Origin of the sequence: Streptomyces sp. NPDC093064, from assembly GCF_044754605.1 — a bacterium.
In the GTDB taxonomy this organism is placed as follows: domain Bacteria; phylum Actinomycetota; class Actinomycetes; order Streptomycetales; family Streptomycetaceae; genus Streptomyces.
This window is the reverse complement of record NZ_JBIVPK010000001.1, coordinates 245,065-259,239: the sequence shown is the minus strand read 5'-3', so window position 1 is coordinate 259,239 and position 14,175 is coordinate 245,065. Positions and strand designations below refer to the sequence as shown.

Genomic DNA, 14,175 nt, shown 5'->3' with positions numbered 1-14,175 from the left:
CAGGTTGGCCAAGTGTCGGCGCCGTCTGGTTCGCTTGTCGCATGGAGATTTTCTGGGTCCTGATGGCGCTGGCCATGCTGGGCTTCGTGCTGGTCCCGTTTCTCAGGCGCAGGCGTGCCGGCATCGAGCAGGTGACGCCCGGGCATCCGGACGCCGCGGACCCGGCGAACTACGGCTTCGTCCGGCAGGAGGAGCTCGACGTCCGCATGCCCGGACCGGACCAGGACCTGCTGGACGTCCTGGAGCTGGTGCAGCGCACGCAGGACTACCGCGCCGCCTCCCAGCTCCTCGCGGGCACGGAGAAGGAGGGCGAGCTGCGCTGGCAGCGGATCCAGGCCTTCGCCGGGGCGGCCTCGCTGGAGCTCCAGCAGCGGCCGGGCGGGGTCAGCGAGGCGCCCGGCGGGCAGTGGCTGCGGGTGTGGCGGGCCGAGGCGCCCAAGGACCCGGGCGGCGCGGCGGTGCACGCCGAGTTCCTGGTGCAGCAGGCGTGGCGTACGGCGACGCCGGGCACGGACGAGTTCCGGATCATCATGGAGGAGGCCCGGGAGGCGTGCGGGCAGGCGGCGCTGCTGGCCCCGGGCGACCCCGTCCCGTACATCGTCGAGCTGTCCGTGGCGCGGGGCCTGGCGTACTCGCAGCCGGAGTTCGAGAAGCTGTGGCTGAAGATCCTCGACCGGGCGCCGGCCCACACGGGGGCGCATCTGACGGCCCTGCACTACTGGTGCGAGAAGTGGCACGGCTCGCGTGAGCTGGCGTACTCCTTCGCGGAGGCCGCCGCGGCCCGTGCGCCCCGGGGCTCGCTACTGGCGGCCATGCCGCTGTTCGCGGTCTTCGAGCACCTCCCCGAGGTCAACCTGGTCAGGGGCTTCTACCAGAGCGAGGTCGTGACCAAGGCGATCCACGGCGCGCTCTTCGCGGTGCACGCGGCCCGCCCCGACGACCCGATGCTCGCCCACGTCCGCCATCTGCTGCTCTTCTTCCTGGTCCGCTCCGAGCGCTGGGCGGAGGCGATGAGCCAGCTGATACACGTCGACGGCCATGTGGGCGCGGTGCCGTGGACCCTGTCCGAGGACCCGGCGGCGGAGTTCGCCGTCTACCGGGCCCTGGCCGTGGCGGGCTACGAGGCCAACGGCGGCAGCCCGGCGACGCTGCGCCACTGAGCGGTCCCGGCTGCGCGTCCGGACAGGCTCGGCCACCGGGTCGACCGCCTGAGCTTGCGGCGGCGCAAACCGGTGTGCCCGCCGGAATGACGGCGGCGGCAGGATCGTTGTCCTCTATGCCGTCGACCGCGGACGCGGGAGCGGCGAAACCGACGGGCCCGTTGTGACGGACGGGCCCGCCCCAGACCGACGGGGAGACCCGTGCTCTTCGGCCGAACGCCGCAGCTGCCCACCCCCGAGCAGGCGCTCAAGGGCCGGCCCACGCCTGCGTTCGAGGTCCCCGACCGCCACACCGTCCTCGGCAATCCGCTCCTCGGCCCCTACCCCGAGGGCCTGGAGATCGCCGACTTCGGCCTGGGCTGCTTCTGGGGAGCCGAGCGCAAGTTCTGGCAGCTCCCGACGGGCGTGTGGACGACCCTGGTGGGCTACCAGGGCGGCTCCACGGAGAACCCCGCCTACGAGGAGGTCTGCTCGGGCCTGACCGGCCACACGGAGGCGGTCCGCGTGGTCTACGCCCCGAAGAAGACCTCGTACGAGCGCCTCCTTCAGGTCTTCTGGGAGTCCCACGACCCCACGCAGGGCTTCCGCCAGGGCAACGACGTGGGCACCCAGTACCGCTCCGCGATCTACACCCACACCCCCGCCCAGGCGGCCGCCGCCGAAGCCTCCCGCGAGGCCTACCAGAAGGTCCTCACGGCCTCCGGCCACGGCCGCATCACCACGGAACTGCTCCCAGCCGAGGGCCGCGAGTTCTACCCGGCGGAGGCGTACCACCAGCAGTACCTGGACAAGAACCCGGCGGGCTACTGCGGGCTGGGGGGCACCGGGGTGTCCTGCCCGATCGGCGTGGCCAAGGCGGATGGCTGAGGTCTTCTCGCACGAGGTCGCGGCGACGTTGCGGTCACTGTTGGCCGGTTCCCATCCGGTGAGCAGGGCGCTGTGCGCTCAGATCCCGTACACGCGGGTGGCCGGCAGGTGTGGGTGTGGCTGCGTGACGGTCGACCTCGCGGTGGACCGCGCACAGGTGCCGCCGGCTCCGCAGCATGGCAACCCGGCGGCGGACGCCTGGTACCTCGAACCGGACGATGCCGGAGTCATGGTGTTCACAACGGGTACCTCTCGCTCCTGGAGATCTACTCGGCCTCCAGCGAACCGATCAATAACTGGCCGGAACCACGCTTCGTCGAGCGCTGAGCCCCTCCCAAGAGACCGACCCCCGCAACGTCAACGACTCGGTTCGGTCAGCAAAGTCGGATCGGGACCGCCGGACCCGTTCTGTCCTTCCCCGGCTGTGTCCCGCCGCCGGCACCCATCGTCCACAGCGGGGCGGCGCCGGCCCCGCAGGCACGGCCCGGCTGCGGAGCCTCGGCCGGTCGGTCTCCGCCTTCCGTCAAGCCGCCTCGCGGTCAGCCCTCCGCGCGGGCGGGCAGCCGCCATCCCGGGCGCGGGAAGTGACAGGTGTAGCCGTCCGGGTAACGCTGCAGGTAGTCCTGGTGCTCGGGCTCGGCCTCCCAGAAGGGGCCGACCGGCTCCACCTCGGTGACGACCTTGCCGGGCCACAGTCCGGAGGCGTCCACGTCCGCGATCGTGTCCTCGGCGATCCTCTTCTGCTCGTCGTCCACGTAGTAGATCGCCGAGCGGTAACTGAGGCCGATGTCGTTGCCCTGACGGTTCTTGGTGCTCGGGTCGTGGATCTGGAAGAAGAACTCCAGGATCGCTCGGAAGTCGGTCTTCGCGGGGTCGAAAAGGATCTCAATGGCCTCCGCGTGCGTGCCGTGGTTACGGTACGTCGCGTTCGGCACGTCACCCCCCGTGTATCCGACCCGGGTCGCCGTCACGCCCGGGAGCCGGCGGATCAGCTCCTCCATCCCCCAGAAGCATCCGCCTGCCAGCACTGCCCTCTGCGTCTGCGCAGCCATTACGGCCCCTCCAATGTCTGTCAGCTCGGTCGATCGGGCTACTCGGCTCGCACGCCACCGGCATCCCATACCCAGTGTCCTCAACGCGCGAGGCTTCGAAGCGATTCCGTGCCCGTCCGACCCGCCTTGCGGTCGCCGACGACCACGAGGAGCCGGCCGTTTCCCCGCAGCTTGGAAGCGGGACCGCATGACATGGATCAAGCCCGAGATCCTCGAACGGTTCCGGGTGGGTGGAGAACTCTCGGCGCAGAGAACTGGCATGCGCCTCGCCGCTCCTTCGCCGAGTTCGTGCCGCACTGGTATGGCCGTGCAAGAAGTTCCAGCAGACCGATGAGTCTCCGCGCCTGCGGGCGTCTACAGGTGCAACAGTCCCGAGCAACATGAGACCAGGAGACGAAAAGATGAGCACCGAGCAGACCATCCCGGCCGACGGTTTCTCCTACAAGCTGACTCGAACGCTGGGCGCCCCCGCAGTGAAGGTGTGGCAGGCGTGGACCACCCCCGAGCAGTATGCCCAGTGGGCTTACGCCGCTGCCGGCTCCGTCGAGATGGACGTACGGCCGGGTGGAGCGTGGAAGGCCATGGTGGTCACGCCCGACGGCGGACAGTTCCCACTGACCGGCTCCTATCTCGAGGTCGTCGAGAACCGCCTCCTGGTGGTAGGCATGGACGTACCCGGCAAGCCCGCGCCTGCGGCCATGACCGTGGAACTCGACGAGCAGGACGACCGTCACACGCAGATCGTGCTCCGCCAGACCTGCGACACCGCCGAGGAACGCGACATGGCCGAGCAGGGCAGCACCATGCTCCTCGACGGTCTGAGCGCCTTCCTGGCCGGTGGAGCGGGGGACTGAACCCCGCTCATGAATCACCGTGGGCCCTGGATCACGCGGCAGGCCGGAACACGCCCGGTTTTGTCCGCCGGCCGACCGACTGAGCAGTTCGATCTGGTCCGTCACCCCAACGGGTAGCGCTGCTGTGGTGGGGCCGCCAAGCCGAGCGGGCAAAGGGTCGCGAACACGGCTTGACGTAGATCATCAAGCCGCTTTCATAGACCTCATCCATGCTGCTGGCATGACCGTGAACCGCTGCCAGCGTGTTGCTCGCCTCTCGGGTGGGACGGACAGCGGCCCTGCGGTGGGGGGCATCTGGCTTGACCTCCGTCCCGGCGAGCCCACGCTGCCATGTGATCCCTGAGCGTTGCCGGCCTCCCTGTTCGGATTGCTGGTCAGGGCCGCAGGTGGGCGAGCAGTTCGTCACCGGCGGGGTATCGCTGTTCCTGGGGAAGCAGTCGTGTCGCGGAGTCCAGATCGCCGCGATTGACGAGTGTGCGGATTTCTCGGGCGACTGGAGTTCACGTCGCTGATGGACACGGTCCACTCGTCCGCGTAGCGCGACGATGCCTCGCCCGAGATTGCCGCACCCTAACGGCCCTGGCCTGGGCAGGCACGCGCCTTTATTGGCCGGTCAGCAACCGAGGCGGACCGTGTCCCCGGCCCAGCGCCGTGGGCACTACGGCCTTCCGGTGAACGGATTGCCTTGGCCAGGAAACTGCCCGCTCGGCGGCACATACCGCAGCCGTCCGTTCTGGTCGGTCACCGGTATGAACCCGGCGGCCTGCAGGAGGGCGGTGCACTTGGCTTTGCGACGTCGATTGATGGCGAGTCCGAAAGGTACGACTATCAGCACGGCGCAGAAGGCGCCGGCGAGGAGAACGGAAGTGGTGCCCCTTTGGAGCCCGAAGCCGAGAAGAATGACGCAAAGCCCGATGCTCCTTATCACCTGATTGCCGTACAGGGCGGTCATGTCGAACGTGATGCGGGCCTTGAGGAGCTCGATCGCCCCGGGCACGAGGGGCGGCAGCGCGCCCCCGTCACTCGCATTCGGGTACTGCGCCCAGTTCTGTGCGGCTCGCGCGCGGGCCTGCGGGCTGAGGTCGGGCACGAACAACATCACGTAACCCCATCTCTGCCGAAGGCCTGCGTACTCGTACCCGAACTGCTGGGCGATAGAGGCGAGTCGAGCGAACTCCTTCGTTGACGCCATGCCCGGGGCGACCTCAACGGGCTGCCCGCTCGCCATCTGCCGCAGCATCTTCAGCACGTGCCGCTCACTCACCGGTGCCCCCTCGCTTCCACGGCCCTGACAGTCGCCACCAGTGCCGTCATGTCTCATGAAGATCCATGAGCCTGTCGGTCACCAACTGCCAGTACAGGCAGAACAAACGCTGTTGCTGAACGCGTACGAAACCACGCGGCCAGTTCCCGGTGGGCACCATAGGCCACGGTATGGGGCCCGACCATGCCGGGCTCAGGCAGTCTTGCGGCTCATTGACTTCCTGCAACGCACCACGAACCCATCGGCGGGACCGGCGTCTCTTGCCCGATCGGCATCGCTCCGGCTTGGAGGAGCCGTGGATGGAGGCAACGAAGACAGGTGAAATGGTCTGTGAACACGGCTTGACGTGGATCAAGCCGTCGTTCCTGTGGATGATGTACCGCTGCGGCTGGGGCGCCAAGGCGGGGCAGGAGACCGTTCTCGCTGTCGAGATCACCCGCGACGGCTTCGAGTGGGCGCTGCGCCACGCCTGTCTGTCGAGCTACGCCCGCGGGGTCCACGCCGACCGCGCCACCTGGCAACGCGAGTTGAAGCGCGCGCCCACCCGTGTGCAGTGGGACCCGGAGCGGGACCTACGCCTGCAACCCCTGCCGTACCGGATATCTGGTGCCGCGTTCGCGCGGTGCGCAGGTCGACCTGTTCCAGGCCCGCCCGGAGCAGCAGTGGCGCCCCGGCTTCACCGAACTGAGGTCGATGATCACCGAAGGCCGGAGTTTCTACCCACCCCAACGACCCGACCGGCTTCGTGATCAGCGCCGACGAGCTGCAGGCGGCCGTCGAGATCTGCAAGTCCGCCGGCGTCCGCCTCGTCCAAGAGACCGACCACATGAACGAGATGGCCGCCGCCGGTCCACTGCGGCTGCTGTGCCGTCGACGGTGCGGCGCCGCCTTCGTGTACAACGAAAACCGGGCCTGGTACGTCATAGGAGCAGTACGCCGCGGCCCCACACCGCGAAGCCTGTGCTCTTCACCGCCGGACCCAGGGGGAACCCATGTCCGCACGCACCGCCCAACTACTCGTCGCCCTCGCACTGTTCGCCGCAGCGGGCGGGGCCGTCACCGGCTGCGGCAGCGAACAGGGCAGCGGTCGTGGCGCTCATGCCCGCACCACCGGCCACAGCCCGATGGCCGAGGCCCGCGCTCGTCAGGTCGCCGACGCCTGGGACGGTTCCGAGGCCGCCCGGGCTTGGCGGAAGGGCTACTACCCGGTCGGAGAGGTGGTCCAGCTGCCCGAGGACGCCTTCCACGACGCAGCCGACAAGCAGGCCTACGGGAACCAGAGCTTCGCCCTGCGCGGCCAACTCCCCGCCGCGCCACGGAAGAACGGCCGGGTGAAGTGGGAGAGTGGGGGCTCGCTCACACTGCCGCTGATGGAGGCGCGGCAGGCGTACGAGGCCGTGGCCCGCGGCGGCAACGACGGACCGCACTTGACCGTGACCGGGGCAAAGCTGGGTGAGATGACCCTGTCCACCAGCCGCGGCCCGGCGACCGTCCCGGCCTGGCTTTTCACCCTGGACGGCTACGGCACTCCGCTCAAGCAGGCCGCCGTCCGTCCCTTGAAGCCCCCCACGCCGCCGGTCGAGCCGATGGCGGAGGGGCCCAGCGACACGTTGCAGCCGCTTCGGCAGCTGGTCGGGACCGCGAGGGACGGCCGGTCCGTCACGGTGATCGCCGACCACGGGGCCTGTGACGACGGTCCTGCCGTGGCTGTGCTGGAGACGGACGGGAGTGTGGTGCTGTCCGCGTCCGTCGTCGGGAGGAAGGAGGGTCCCTGCACCGACCAGGGGCTCAGCGAGGTGGTGCCGGTCAAGCTGGACCGGCCGCTCGGCGACCGTGTGCTCCTGGACGCGTTCACCGGTCGGCCGGTGCCGTACGGACGGCCATAGGGGGCTCACCGTCTCGCGTCGGCAGCGGTCCAGGACCCCGAGAAGGTCTGGGGCCTGATCGGGGAGGACGTCAATGCCTGCGTTCGTACAGGTAGCGGTAGCCGGTGGCCTGGGAGATGCCGGCGGTCGCCGTCACCGAGCGCTCGGTTCGGCCCACGGACCGCGACGGTTGTCCTCACCATGCGAGTCCGTCAGGTCTGGCGGATAGTGAAGGAAGGACGACGTTTCCTGCAGCTCCCCGTACTTCAGGAGGCTCGATGCCTTCTTCACGGTCGCTGGCCGCGTTCATCGGCATCGCGCTGGTCGGCATTGCGCTCACCGCGTGCCAGGACCAGGCGTCCGGTCAGATCGTGGCGCGGAACGGTGTCAGGCTCGTGGAGACCGTCTCCAACCCGCCGATCCACGGATGTCACCGTTTCCCCGAGGGCGTGACACACGTCGAGAATCAGACACAAAGCAACCTGGCTCTGTACACCACACCGGACTGCACCGTGCCGCCGGGTGGGCGGAGCAACTATCTGGACATCGGACAGTCCAACCAGGTTGCCAGGGTCACCAGCCCGTGGCGGAGCTTCTCCTTCGCCCCCGAGTGACATCGCGGGGTCGCCAGTCCCCCGGGCCGTCATTGTTAATTGTTACGGGTGTCGCCGACTCGGCTGGGGCTGAGCGTGACGTGCTTGCTGAAGGGTGCGCATCGCTGCTTGATGCTCGGCGGCTGTGCGCTCGCGGCAGCGTCAGTTGAAGCGACGTAACCCCACTCGCCCACAAGATCCAAACCCTCGTCACCAGTGGGGACCTGGACTCCGCCACCCGACTGCTGCCCCAGGAACGCCCCTACCGTCTCGCGCCGGCGTCGACCGCCCGTCATTTCTCCGCGGCCAAGTCGCCATCCACGATCACCGCCACCTTGCCCACGGTGCCACGGCCCGCCTTGAGCAACTGCAGTCCCGCATTGATCGCCTCAACGGTGCTGTCGATGGTCTGGCCGACGTGCGGGACCACAAGCCCCTGCGTCGCCCACTCCATCGCCAGAGCCATCCCACGCTGCAAAAAGGCCTGCGCCTCGCTGTCGAGCGTGGCGGGTTCGGAGAAGTAGCGCAGCAAATTGACGTCGACACGCTCGGCGCCGCGCTCGGCGAGGATGGCATCCACCGGGCTGTCCGTTTCGACCAAGCGTGTCGTCTTACCGGGGCCGACACCGAGCACGATCCAACTGCCGCCCCGCCGGACGGTCTTCGCGGTCTCGACAAAGCCCCGCTCGCTGTAGGTGGCATCGAAAACAAGGTCAACGCCCCGGCTGTTCGTCAGCTTCGCGATTTCGGCCGGAACGTCGTCGCGCTTGTAGTCGAAAACGTGTTGGGCCCCGCAACGCCGGGCCAGAGCGATCGATTGCGGCGTGCTGCCGCTGCTGATGACCAGTCCGGCACCCAGGGCACGCGCCGCCATCTGCACGGCGAGATGCCCGACGCCGCCCCCGCCTCCAGGGACATAGACCGTGTCACCGTCCTGGACAGTCCGGTAAAGACCCGCGAAAGCGGACAGGAAGGCCATCGGAAGCACCGCCGCATCGCGGAAGCTCAGGGACGGCGGCTTGCGGGCAGTGAGAAATTGACGGGTGACGGCATAGCCGCCTTCGCTTCCACTCCCGCCCGTTGCGTCCCAGCCGCCGTCACCGTTCAAATCGGCCATGGCGGCAACCGCGTCGCCGACGGCTACGCCACTCACACCATGGCCCACGGCAACCACCAGGCCCGCGAGATCAAGACCAAGGGCTACGGGAGGCGTCCGTCCCATGAAATTGAGGTCGGCCAGCTTGTACTCCAGTGGGTTGAGCGACGAGGCGGCGACGCGGATCAGAACCTGGTCGGCGGCCGGTTGCGGGACGGGAACACGCACCGCCTCGAGCGGCAGCCCAGCTCGGTTTCTTGTGTAACCGACGCCGAGACGCGTCTTCGGAATCGTCTGAGTCTGCTGCATGTTTCGCTTCCATCCGATGACATGCACGGCCGCGACGGCGCCGGCAGGACGAGCGCGATTTCGCGCAAGGAACCCCCTACGGAAACCATGACGAAACGGGCACCCCAACAGCACCATGCTAAGCACCTGGGAGGGCCGTCGGCACGCTCAGCGGCCATCGCTCATCGCCCGTTCGTGCGCGCCCACGTGTAAAGACGCTGGATATCTCGGTGCAGCGCGTGACTCCCACAGAAACCTGGGCAATCCGTTGATCAACCCCTTACGGGGCACGTGACAGCGCAGGCTCGCAGACACCGGCGTATCCTGCCCGATCGGCGCGGCGCGGCGGCAGAGATCCCTTGAATGGGCGATGCCTGGCTGCGGTCGTACCTGTGAGGCTGGTCGTGACGGCGTGGCCTTCGGCACGACACCGCCCATCATCAGGAGGTGACGGCCTCATGGCCACGATGCGCGCAGTACGCGCTCACCGGCGCGGCGGCCCCGAACAACTGGTCTACGAGACCGCGCCGCGTCCCCGGCCCGGACCCGGCGACGTCGTCGTCGCGGTACGGGCCGCCTCCATCACCGCAGGAGAGCTTGCCTGGGACGCCACCTGGACCGACAGCTTCGACGGATCCGGGCGGGAGCGGACGCCCGTCATTCCCGCGCACGAGGTGTCCGGTGTCGTGGTCGAGCACGGGGCCGGTGTCACAGCCCCGGCCCTGGGTGCCGAGGTGTACGGGCTCATCCCGTTCCTGCGTGACGGAGGCGCCGCCGAGTACGTCGCCGTACCGGCCGGGGTCCTCGCCGCCAAGCCGGCCGGACTGGACCACCGCAGTGCGGCGGCCGTCCCGCTGCCGGCGCTCACGGCATGGCAGGGACTCGTCGGCCAAGCCCACCTGGAGTCCGGCCAGCATGTCCTCGTCCACGGCGGCGCCGGAGGCGTCGGCTCGTTCGCCGTACAGATCGCCGCCGCGCTGGGCGCACGGGTCACCGCGACCGCCTCGGCCCGCGACACAGAATTCGTCGCGGGCCTCGGTGCCCGGAACGTCATCGACTACGCAGACGGCCGGTTCGACGACCACGTGGCCGATGTGGACGTCGTATTCGACACGGTGGGCGGCGACACCCAGACCCGGTCCTGGAACGTTCTGCGCCCGGGCGGCGTCCTGCTCGGCATCGTCGCACCGCCCGACCCCGGGGCGGCCCAAGACCCTGCTGCGCGCGGAGTGTTCTTCATCGTCGAACCGGACCGTGACGGGCTCGACTCCATCAGCGAGTTGATCACGAGCGGACGGCTGAGCCCGCAGATCGACCGGGTCGTTCCCCTCGCACAAACCCGCGGCGCGTACGAGGCGCTCGACAGGGAGCACCTGCGTGGCAAGGTCGTCATTCATGTCGCGGACGGATAGTCAGCCGCGGTCCACGAAGTGGGGCCTTCGCCGCTCGCCGTCACCTTGGGAGAACGATCGGCCGGCGAACTCCACGGATCACCGCGCCCTGTCGACTTCGCCAGGTGCGCGGGAACTGTGCTGCAAGGGGAGCTCAAGGTGCTTTACGATCGCCGGGCTTGCGTCGGACAGCCGCCAGGAACGCGCTGCAACCATCTGGAAACCCCGAGGTGTTGACGGGACGAGGCACCGGCGCGCGTCAAAGGGAGGGGAAGACAGCACATGCAGAACCGTTTCAACCGAGGCGTGGCGACACTCGTCGGCCTCGTGCTCGCCGGCACCGGCCTGGCCGCCGCGAACGCCGCTCCGGCGGCCGCGAGTTCGAACAGCTGCCCGGCGGGCTATTTCTGCGGGTGGAAGGGCAAGAGCCCCAGCGGCTCGATGTGGAAGACGAACAAAAACGTCGCGGACCTGGGCAGCTGGGACAACAAGATCCACTCGTACACCAACCGTACGAAGAAGATCGCCTGCCTCTACGAGGACAAGAACTACGTGCCGTGGGGCGGCTACTGGGCGCAGAAGCCGAACAAGGTCGACGAGTGGAGCTGGGGCCCGGACGCGACCACCAGCTCGATCAAGTTCGTCCGCACCGAGCGCGAGTGCAGCCAGCCCGCTTACCCGCGCTGGTATTCCGAGACCTCCCCGAAGGCCCTGGGCTTCGGGGACATGAACGGCGACCGCAGGGCCGACATGGTCATCCGCGACAAGGCCGGACGGCTCTGGTTCACTCCGGGCAACGGCACCGGCCGGCTCATCGGCTCGAGTGGCTGGAACAAGATGAACGCCCTCACCCGCCACGGCGACTTCAACGGTGACGGCCGTGAGGACCTCATCGCCCGCGAGGCGTCCACCGGCAAGCTGTGGCTCTACCCCGGCACCGGTACCGGCTCCCTCGGCACCCGCAAGCTCATCAGCTCCGGCTGGAAGTCCATGAACCACATCACCGCCTTCGGCGACCTGACCGGTGACGGACGCTCCGACCTGATCGCGGTCGAGAAGGCCACGGGCAAGCTGTGGCTCTACCCCGGCACCTCCAAGGGCAAGCTCGGCACGCGCAAGCTCATCGGCTCCAGCGGCTGGAACAAGATGAACGCGCTCGTCGCCATGGGCGATGTGACCGGTGACGGCCGTCCCGATCTCTACGCACGCGAGGCGTCCACCGGCAAGCTGTGGCTCTACCCCGGCACCTCCAAGGGCAAGCTCGGCACGCGCAAGCTCGTCGGCTCCAGCGGGTGGAAGGCCATGGCAAACCTGATCTCGGTCGGCGACTTCTCCGGCGACGGGCGTCCCGACCTCGCCGCGGTGACCAACACGAAGTACGTGATCGACGGCTACTCCGGCCACCTGGGCTGGCTGGTCACCTACCGGGGACGGGACACCGGCACCCTGACGGCCGGCACGCGAACCGACGGCGACTGGTGGGGCCTCAACGGCTTCTGCTAGGCCGGGCCGGCTTCGGCCAGCACGGCACAGGAGGCGCACGCCTCCGTGATGCGCGCGCAGACCACCCCTGGTCTGCGCGCGCTCGGCTTCAAGGGGTCGGGGCAGATCTTCGAACTGCCCCGACCACTGGTTCTACTCCACCTCGATGCCGAAGTCCTGGACGAGCTCTTCCAGGCCGCCCGTGTAGCCCCTGCCGCCCAGGACGAAGTCCCAGTCCCCGTTGGGCCTGCGGCGGAAGGAGCCGAGTACCAGGGCTGTTTCGTGGGGGCGGCCGTCGGAGACGTCCAGACGTCCCAGTTCGGCCAGCCTCGGGTCGAGCAGGCGGATGGACGCGTCCGTGAAGCCCGCGAGGTCGGCGTCCGGGTTGACCTCCGGGTCGATGGCGGCCACGAGTACGAATCGGTCGGCCTCGGCCGGCAGCGCGTCGAAGGAGACGCAGATCGCGGCCTTGTCGGGTGCGTTGGCGGGAAGCGCGCGCACGGAGCCGTCCGGTGTCCGCGGGTTGTTGAAGAAGACGAAGTGATCGTCGCTGAGGACACGGTTGCCACGGCAGACGAGAGCGCACACGTCCAGGGCGACACTTCCGGTCCACGACATGCCCAGGACGTTGTGGTCGTCGGGCAGCCGAGTGTCCGCGACCGTCGGCGTCGGCTGAGCCGCGGATTGACGGGCGCCATCGCCCAGGCGTCCACGCAGCCCATGGCGGTGCAGCAGGTCGACGAGTTCGGTTCCCGGGATCAGTTCCAGCGGCTTGCCGTTGGCGAAGGTGTGTGAGCCGGGGCCGAACCTCGACGTCGTCACGAGCACGCCCTTGTTCGCGCCGACGTCCTGCACCGTTCCGTACAAGTCGCGCACGGCGGTGGGCGGCACCGTGTTGCGGTAGCGCTTGACCTGGACGACGATCTTGCCGCCGCGGATCGGTGCCGGATCCAGCGCGTCGACGTCCACTCCGCCGTCGTTCGAGCGTTGGGTGGTGACTGCCTGCATTCCCATGGCCCGGAAGAGATCGGCAACGAGATCCTCGAAAGCGATCGGATCCATCTCGTACAGGTCGGGTTCCTCATCGCTGCCGTGCGTGACGACACGGTTCCCCACCTCCTGCGGCCGGCGGCTCGGCCGTACCGGAGTGAGTTGGTCGGGGCGGGCCGAGAGTTGCCCGCGCAGCGCATCGGCCAGGCAGCTGCAGGCGTCCACCTGCGCCAGGTGCAGATCGCGGAACGTCGAGCGCGGGGCCATGACGGTCGCCAGGTAGATGTGGCCCGGCCGGCCCGTCGTGGGGTCGTGCCCGTCCACGAAGCCGTTCAAGGTCACCGACTCGAGCGCGCCCAGCTCATCCGCGGCGAAGAGTTCGTGCAGGACGAGCAGCGCGCACTGCGCCAGAACCTCCCGGTAAAGGGCCCTGCGCTGAGTCACCGGCCGGGCGGTCTCCTTGTCCTGGTCCGTCGCGGACACGTACCGGACGGACTTGACCTCGGGGACGACGCCGTAGGCGGGCAGCTCCCAGTCCAGCACCAACTGTCCGGCTGCCGCGTCGTACGCCGCCGCCACCTGGCGTGGGAAGCCCTCCGGCCACGCGGTCGACGCGTAGAGAGCGGCGGAGAAGTACTCGACCACGGCGTCGGGATCGCGGCGCCTCACTCCCTCGGTCAGCTCGGCGATGCCGGCGTTGTGCCGCCGCACATCGGCCGACTGGGCGTCGGCCCACTGCTGGTACTCCCGCTGGTACGACGCCAACTGCTGCTGCCGCTGCGCCTCCGCCGCCTGCGCCGCGTGCCAGTCCCGCTCGAAGCGCGCCCGCGCTTCGGCCTGCGCCTGTGCTCGGCGACTGGCGGTCCACCCGCCCTGCGCCTGGTAGTGATCGAAATTCGGCATGGGCACGGGCTGCGCCAGTGGGCCTGGAGCGAAGGGCTGGATCTCTTCACGGCGCGTGAGAGAGGAAGCCCTGAATACGGGAGCCTGACAACCCGAGGCGAGAAGACCCTGCAGGGATGCAACCTGTGCGTCGAGTTCCTCGGTACGGCGTCGGGCCTCTGCCTGCCTGTAGTCGCGGTGGCTCTGTGCGGCTCGCCGCTGATGGGCACGTGCCTGCTGCGCTTCTTGTCGCCGCCGTCGGGCTTCGGCCTCCAGCTGGCGCTGCTGCTGCCTCTGCATCTCAGCCCAGACACCGACCAAGCCATTAGAACGACGACTCATGTGTTGCGGGCCCTCCCCAAGGCACTCTGGTTGTCCCCACAACCAGTTG

Annotated in this window: 12 protein-coding genes and 1 pseudogene; 8 read left to right on the top strand and 5 right to left on the bottom strand. The window is 68.8% G+C overall.

Annotated features, from left to right (window positions below; all coding sequences use genetic code 11):
- Nucleotides 1-41: 41 nt before the first annotated feature.
- Together ACIQFZ_RS01155 and msrA (ACIQFZ_RS01150) are read left to right on the top strand one after the other, a co-directional pair.
- Nucleotides 42-1,160 carry a hypothetical protein gene (locus ACIQFZ_RS01155; protein WP_402690335.1) on the top strand — a complete coding sequence of 373 codons (1,119 nt, stop codon included), beginning with the start codon at nt 42-44 and terminating at the stop codon, nt 1,158-1,160.
- 201 nt (nt 1,161-1,361) lie between these two features.
- Nucleotides 1,362-2,027: a peptide-methionine (S)-S-oxide reductase MsrA gene (gene msrA, locus ACIQFZ_RS01150; RefSeq protein WP_402690334.1), complete on the top strand. Its 666-nt coding sequence runs from the start codon at nt 1,362-1,364 to the stop codon at nt 2,025-2,027.
- 539 nt (nt 2,028-2,566) lie between these two features.
- Here msrA (ACIQFZ_RS01150) and msrA (ACIQFZ_RS01145) read toward each other — a convergent pair.
- The gene (gene msrA, locus ACIQFZ_RS01145; protein WP_033323708.1) at nt 2,567-3,079 is read right to left on the bottom strand and encodes a peptide-methionine (S)-S-oxide reductase MsrA; all 513 of its coding nucleotides are present in this window, start codon (nt 3,077-3,079) and stop codon (nt 2,567-2,569) included.
- 401 nt (nt 3,080-3,480) lie between these two features.
- On the opposite strand from msrA (ACIQFZ_RS01145), the gene ACIQFZ_RS01140 reads away from it, so the two are divergent.
- Nucleotides 3,481-3,933 (top strand): SRPBCC domain-containing protein, encoded by a 453-nt coding sequence (locus ACIQFZ_RS01140; RefSeq protein ID WP_402690333.1) that lies wholly within the window; start codon nt 3,481-3,483, stop codon nt 3,931-3,933.
- Between the two features lie 374 nt (nt 3,934-4,307).
- On the opposite strand, the pseudogene ACIQFZ_RS01135 reads toward ACIQFZ_RS01140, so the two are convergent.
- Together ACIQFZ_RS01135 and ACIQFZ_RS01130 are read right to left on the bottom strand one after the other, a co-directional pair.
- Nucleotides 4,308-4,494, bottom strand: a pseudogene (locus ACIQFZ_RS01135) (DUF4291 family protein); the annotation flags it as partial.
- Between the two features lie 97 nt (nt 4,495-4,591).
- Entirely contained in the window at nt 4,592-5,182 is a 591-nt protein-coding gene (locus tag ACIQFZ_RS01130) for a hypothetical protein (protein WP_383057221.1), read from the bottom strand.
- A gap of 314 nt (nt 5,183-5,496) precedes the next feature.
- On the opposite strand from ACIQFZ_RS01130, the gene ACIQFZ_RS01125 reads away from it, so the two are divergent.
- From ACIQFZ_RS01125 to ACIQFZ_RS01115, 3 genes are all read left to right on the top strand, one after another.
- The gene (locus ACIQFZ_RS01125; RefSeq protein ID WP_383057220.1) at nt 5,497-5,946 is read left to right on the top strand and encodes a DUF4291 family protein; all 450 of its coding nucleotides are present in this window, start codon (nt 5,497-5,499) and stop codon (nt 5,944-5,946) included.
- 243 nt (nt 5,947-6,189) lie between these two features.
- Entirely contained in the window at nt 6,190-7,083 is an 894-nt protein-coding gene (locus ACIQFZ_RS01120) for a hypothetical protein (RefSeq protein WP_402690332.1), read from the top strand.
- A 257-nt stretch (nt 7,084-7,340) separates the two neighbouring features.
- Nucleotides 7,341-7,676 (top strand): hypothetical protein, encoded by a 336-nt coding sequence (locus tag ACIQFZ_RS01115; protein ID WP_365427673.1) that lies wholly within the window; start codon nt 7,341-7,343, stop codon nt 7,674-7,676.
- Nucleotides 7,677-7,947: 271 nt separating this feature from the next.
- Here ACIQFZ_RS01115 and ACIQFZ_RS01110 read toward each other — a convergent pair whose 3' ends face one another.
- Nucleotides 7,948-9,060 (bottom strand): zinc-binding alcohol dehydrogenase family protein, encoded by a 1,113-nt coding sequence (locus tag ACIQFZ_RS01110; RefSeq protein ID WP_402690331.1) that lies wholly within the window; start codon nt 9,058-9,060, stop codon nt 7,948-7,950.
- A gap of 437 nt (nt 9,061-9,497) precedes the next feature.
- Here ACIQFZ_RS01110 and ACIQFZ_RS01105 point away from each other — a divergent pair, with 437 nt between their 5' ends.
- A complete protein-coding gene (locus tag ACIQFZ_RS01105; protein ID WP_402690330.1) occupies nt 9,498-10,451 on the top strand; it encodes an NADP-dependent oxidoreductase in 954 nt (317 codons plus the stop codon).
- Nucleotides 10,452-10,712: 261 nt separating this feature from the next.
- Nucleotides 10,713-11,933 (top strand): FG-GAP-like repeat-containing protein, encoded by a 1,221-nt coding sequence (locus ACIQFZ_RS01100; RefSeq protein ID WP_402690329.1) that lies wholly within the window; start codon nt 10,713-10,715, stop codon nt 11,931-11,933.
- Nucleotides 11,934-12,065: 132 nt separating this feature from the next.
- Here ACIQFZ_RS01100 and ACIQFZ_RS01095 read toward each other — a convergent pair whose 3' ends face one another.
- Nucleotides 12,066-14,126: a restriction endonuclease gene (locus tag ACIQFZ_RS01095; RefSeq protein ID WP_365773969.1), complete on the bottom strand. Its 2,061-nt coding sequence runs from the start codon at nt 14,124-14,126 to the stop codon at nt 12,066-12,068.
- Between the last annotated feature and the right edge of the window lie 49 nt (nt 14,127-14,175).

Excerpts from the sequence above, each read along its gene's own strand:
- msrA (WP_033323708.1), bottom strand. The coding sequence starts at position 3,079 with ATGGCTGCGCAGACGCAGAGGGCAGTGCTGGCAGGCGGATGCTTCTGG.
- ACIQFZ_RS01105 (WP_402690330.1), top strand. The coding sequence starts at position 9,498 with ATGGCCACGATGCGCGCAGTACGCGCTCACCGGCGCGGCGGCCCCGAA.
- ACIQFZ_RS01095 (WP_365773969.1), bottom strand. The coding sequence starts at position 14,126 with ATGAGTCGTCGTTCTAATGGCTTGGTCGGTGTCTGGGCTGAGATGCAG.
- ACIQFZ_RS01155 (WP_402690335.1), top strand. The coding sequence starts at position 42 with ATGGAGATTTTCTGGGTCCTGATGGCGCTGGCCATGCTGGGCTTCGTG.
- ACIQFZ_RS01115 (WP_365427673.1), top strand. The coding sequence starts at position 7,341 with ATGCCTTCTTCACGGTCGCTGGCCGCGTTCATCGGCATCGCGCTGGTC.
- ACIQFZ_RS01100 (WP_402690329.1), top strand. The coding sequence starts at position 10,713 with ATGCAGAACCGTTTCAACCGAGGCGTGGCGACACTCGTCGGCCTCGTG.
- ACIQFZ_RS01140 (WP_402690333.1), top strand. The coding sequence starts at position 3,481 with ATGAGCACCGAGCAGACCATCCCGGCCGACGGTTTCTCCTACAAGCTG.
- ACIQFZ_RS01120 (WP_402690332.1), top strand. The coding sequence starts at position 6,190 with ATGTCCGCACGCACCGCCCAACTACTCGTCGCCCTCGCACTGTTCGCC.
- ACIQFZ_RS01125 (WP_383057220.1), top strand. The coding sequence starts at position 5,497 with ATGGAGGCAACGAAGACAGGTGAAATGGTCTGTGAACACGGCTTGACG.
- ACIQFZ_RS01110 (WP_402690331.1), bottom strand. The coding sequence starts at position 9,060 with ATGCAGCAGACTCAGACGATTCCGAAGACGCGTCTCGGCGTCGGTTAC.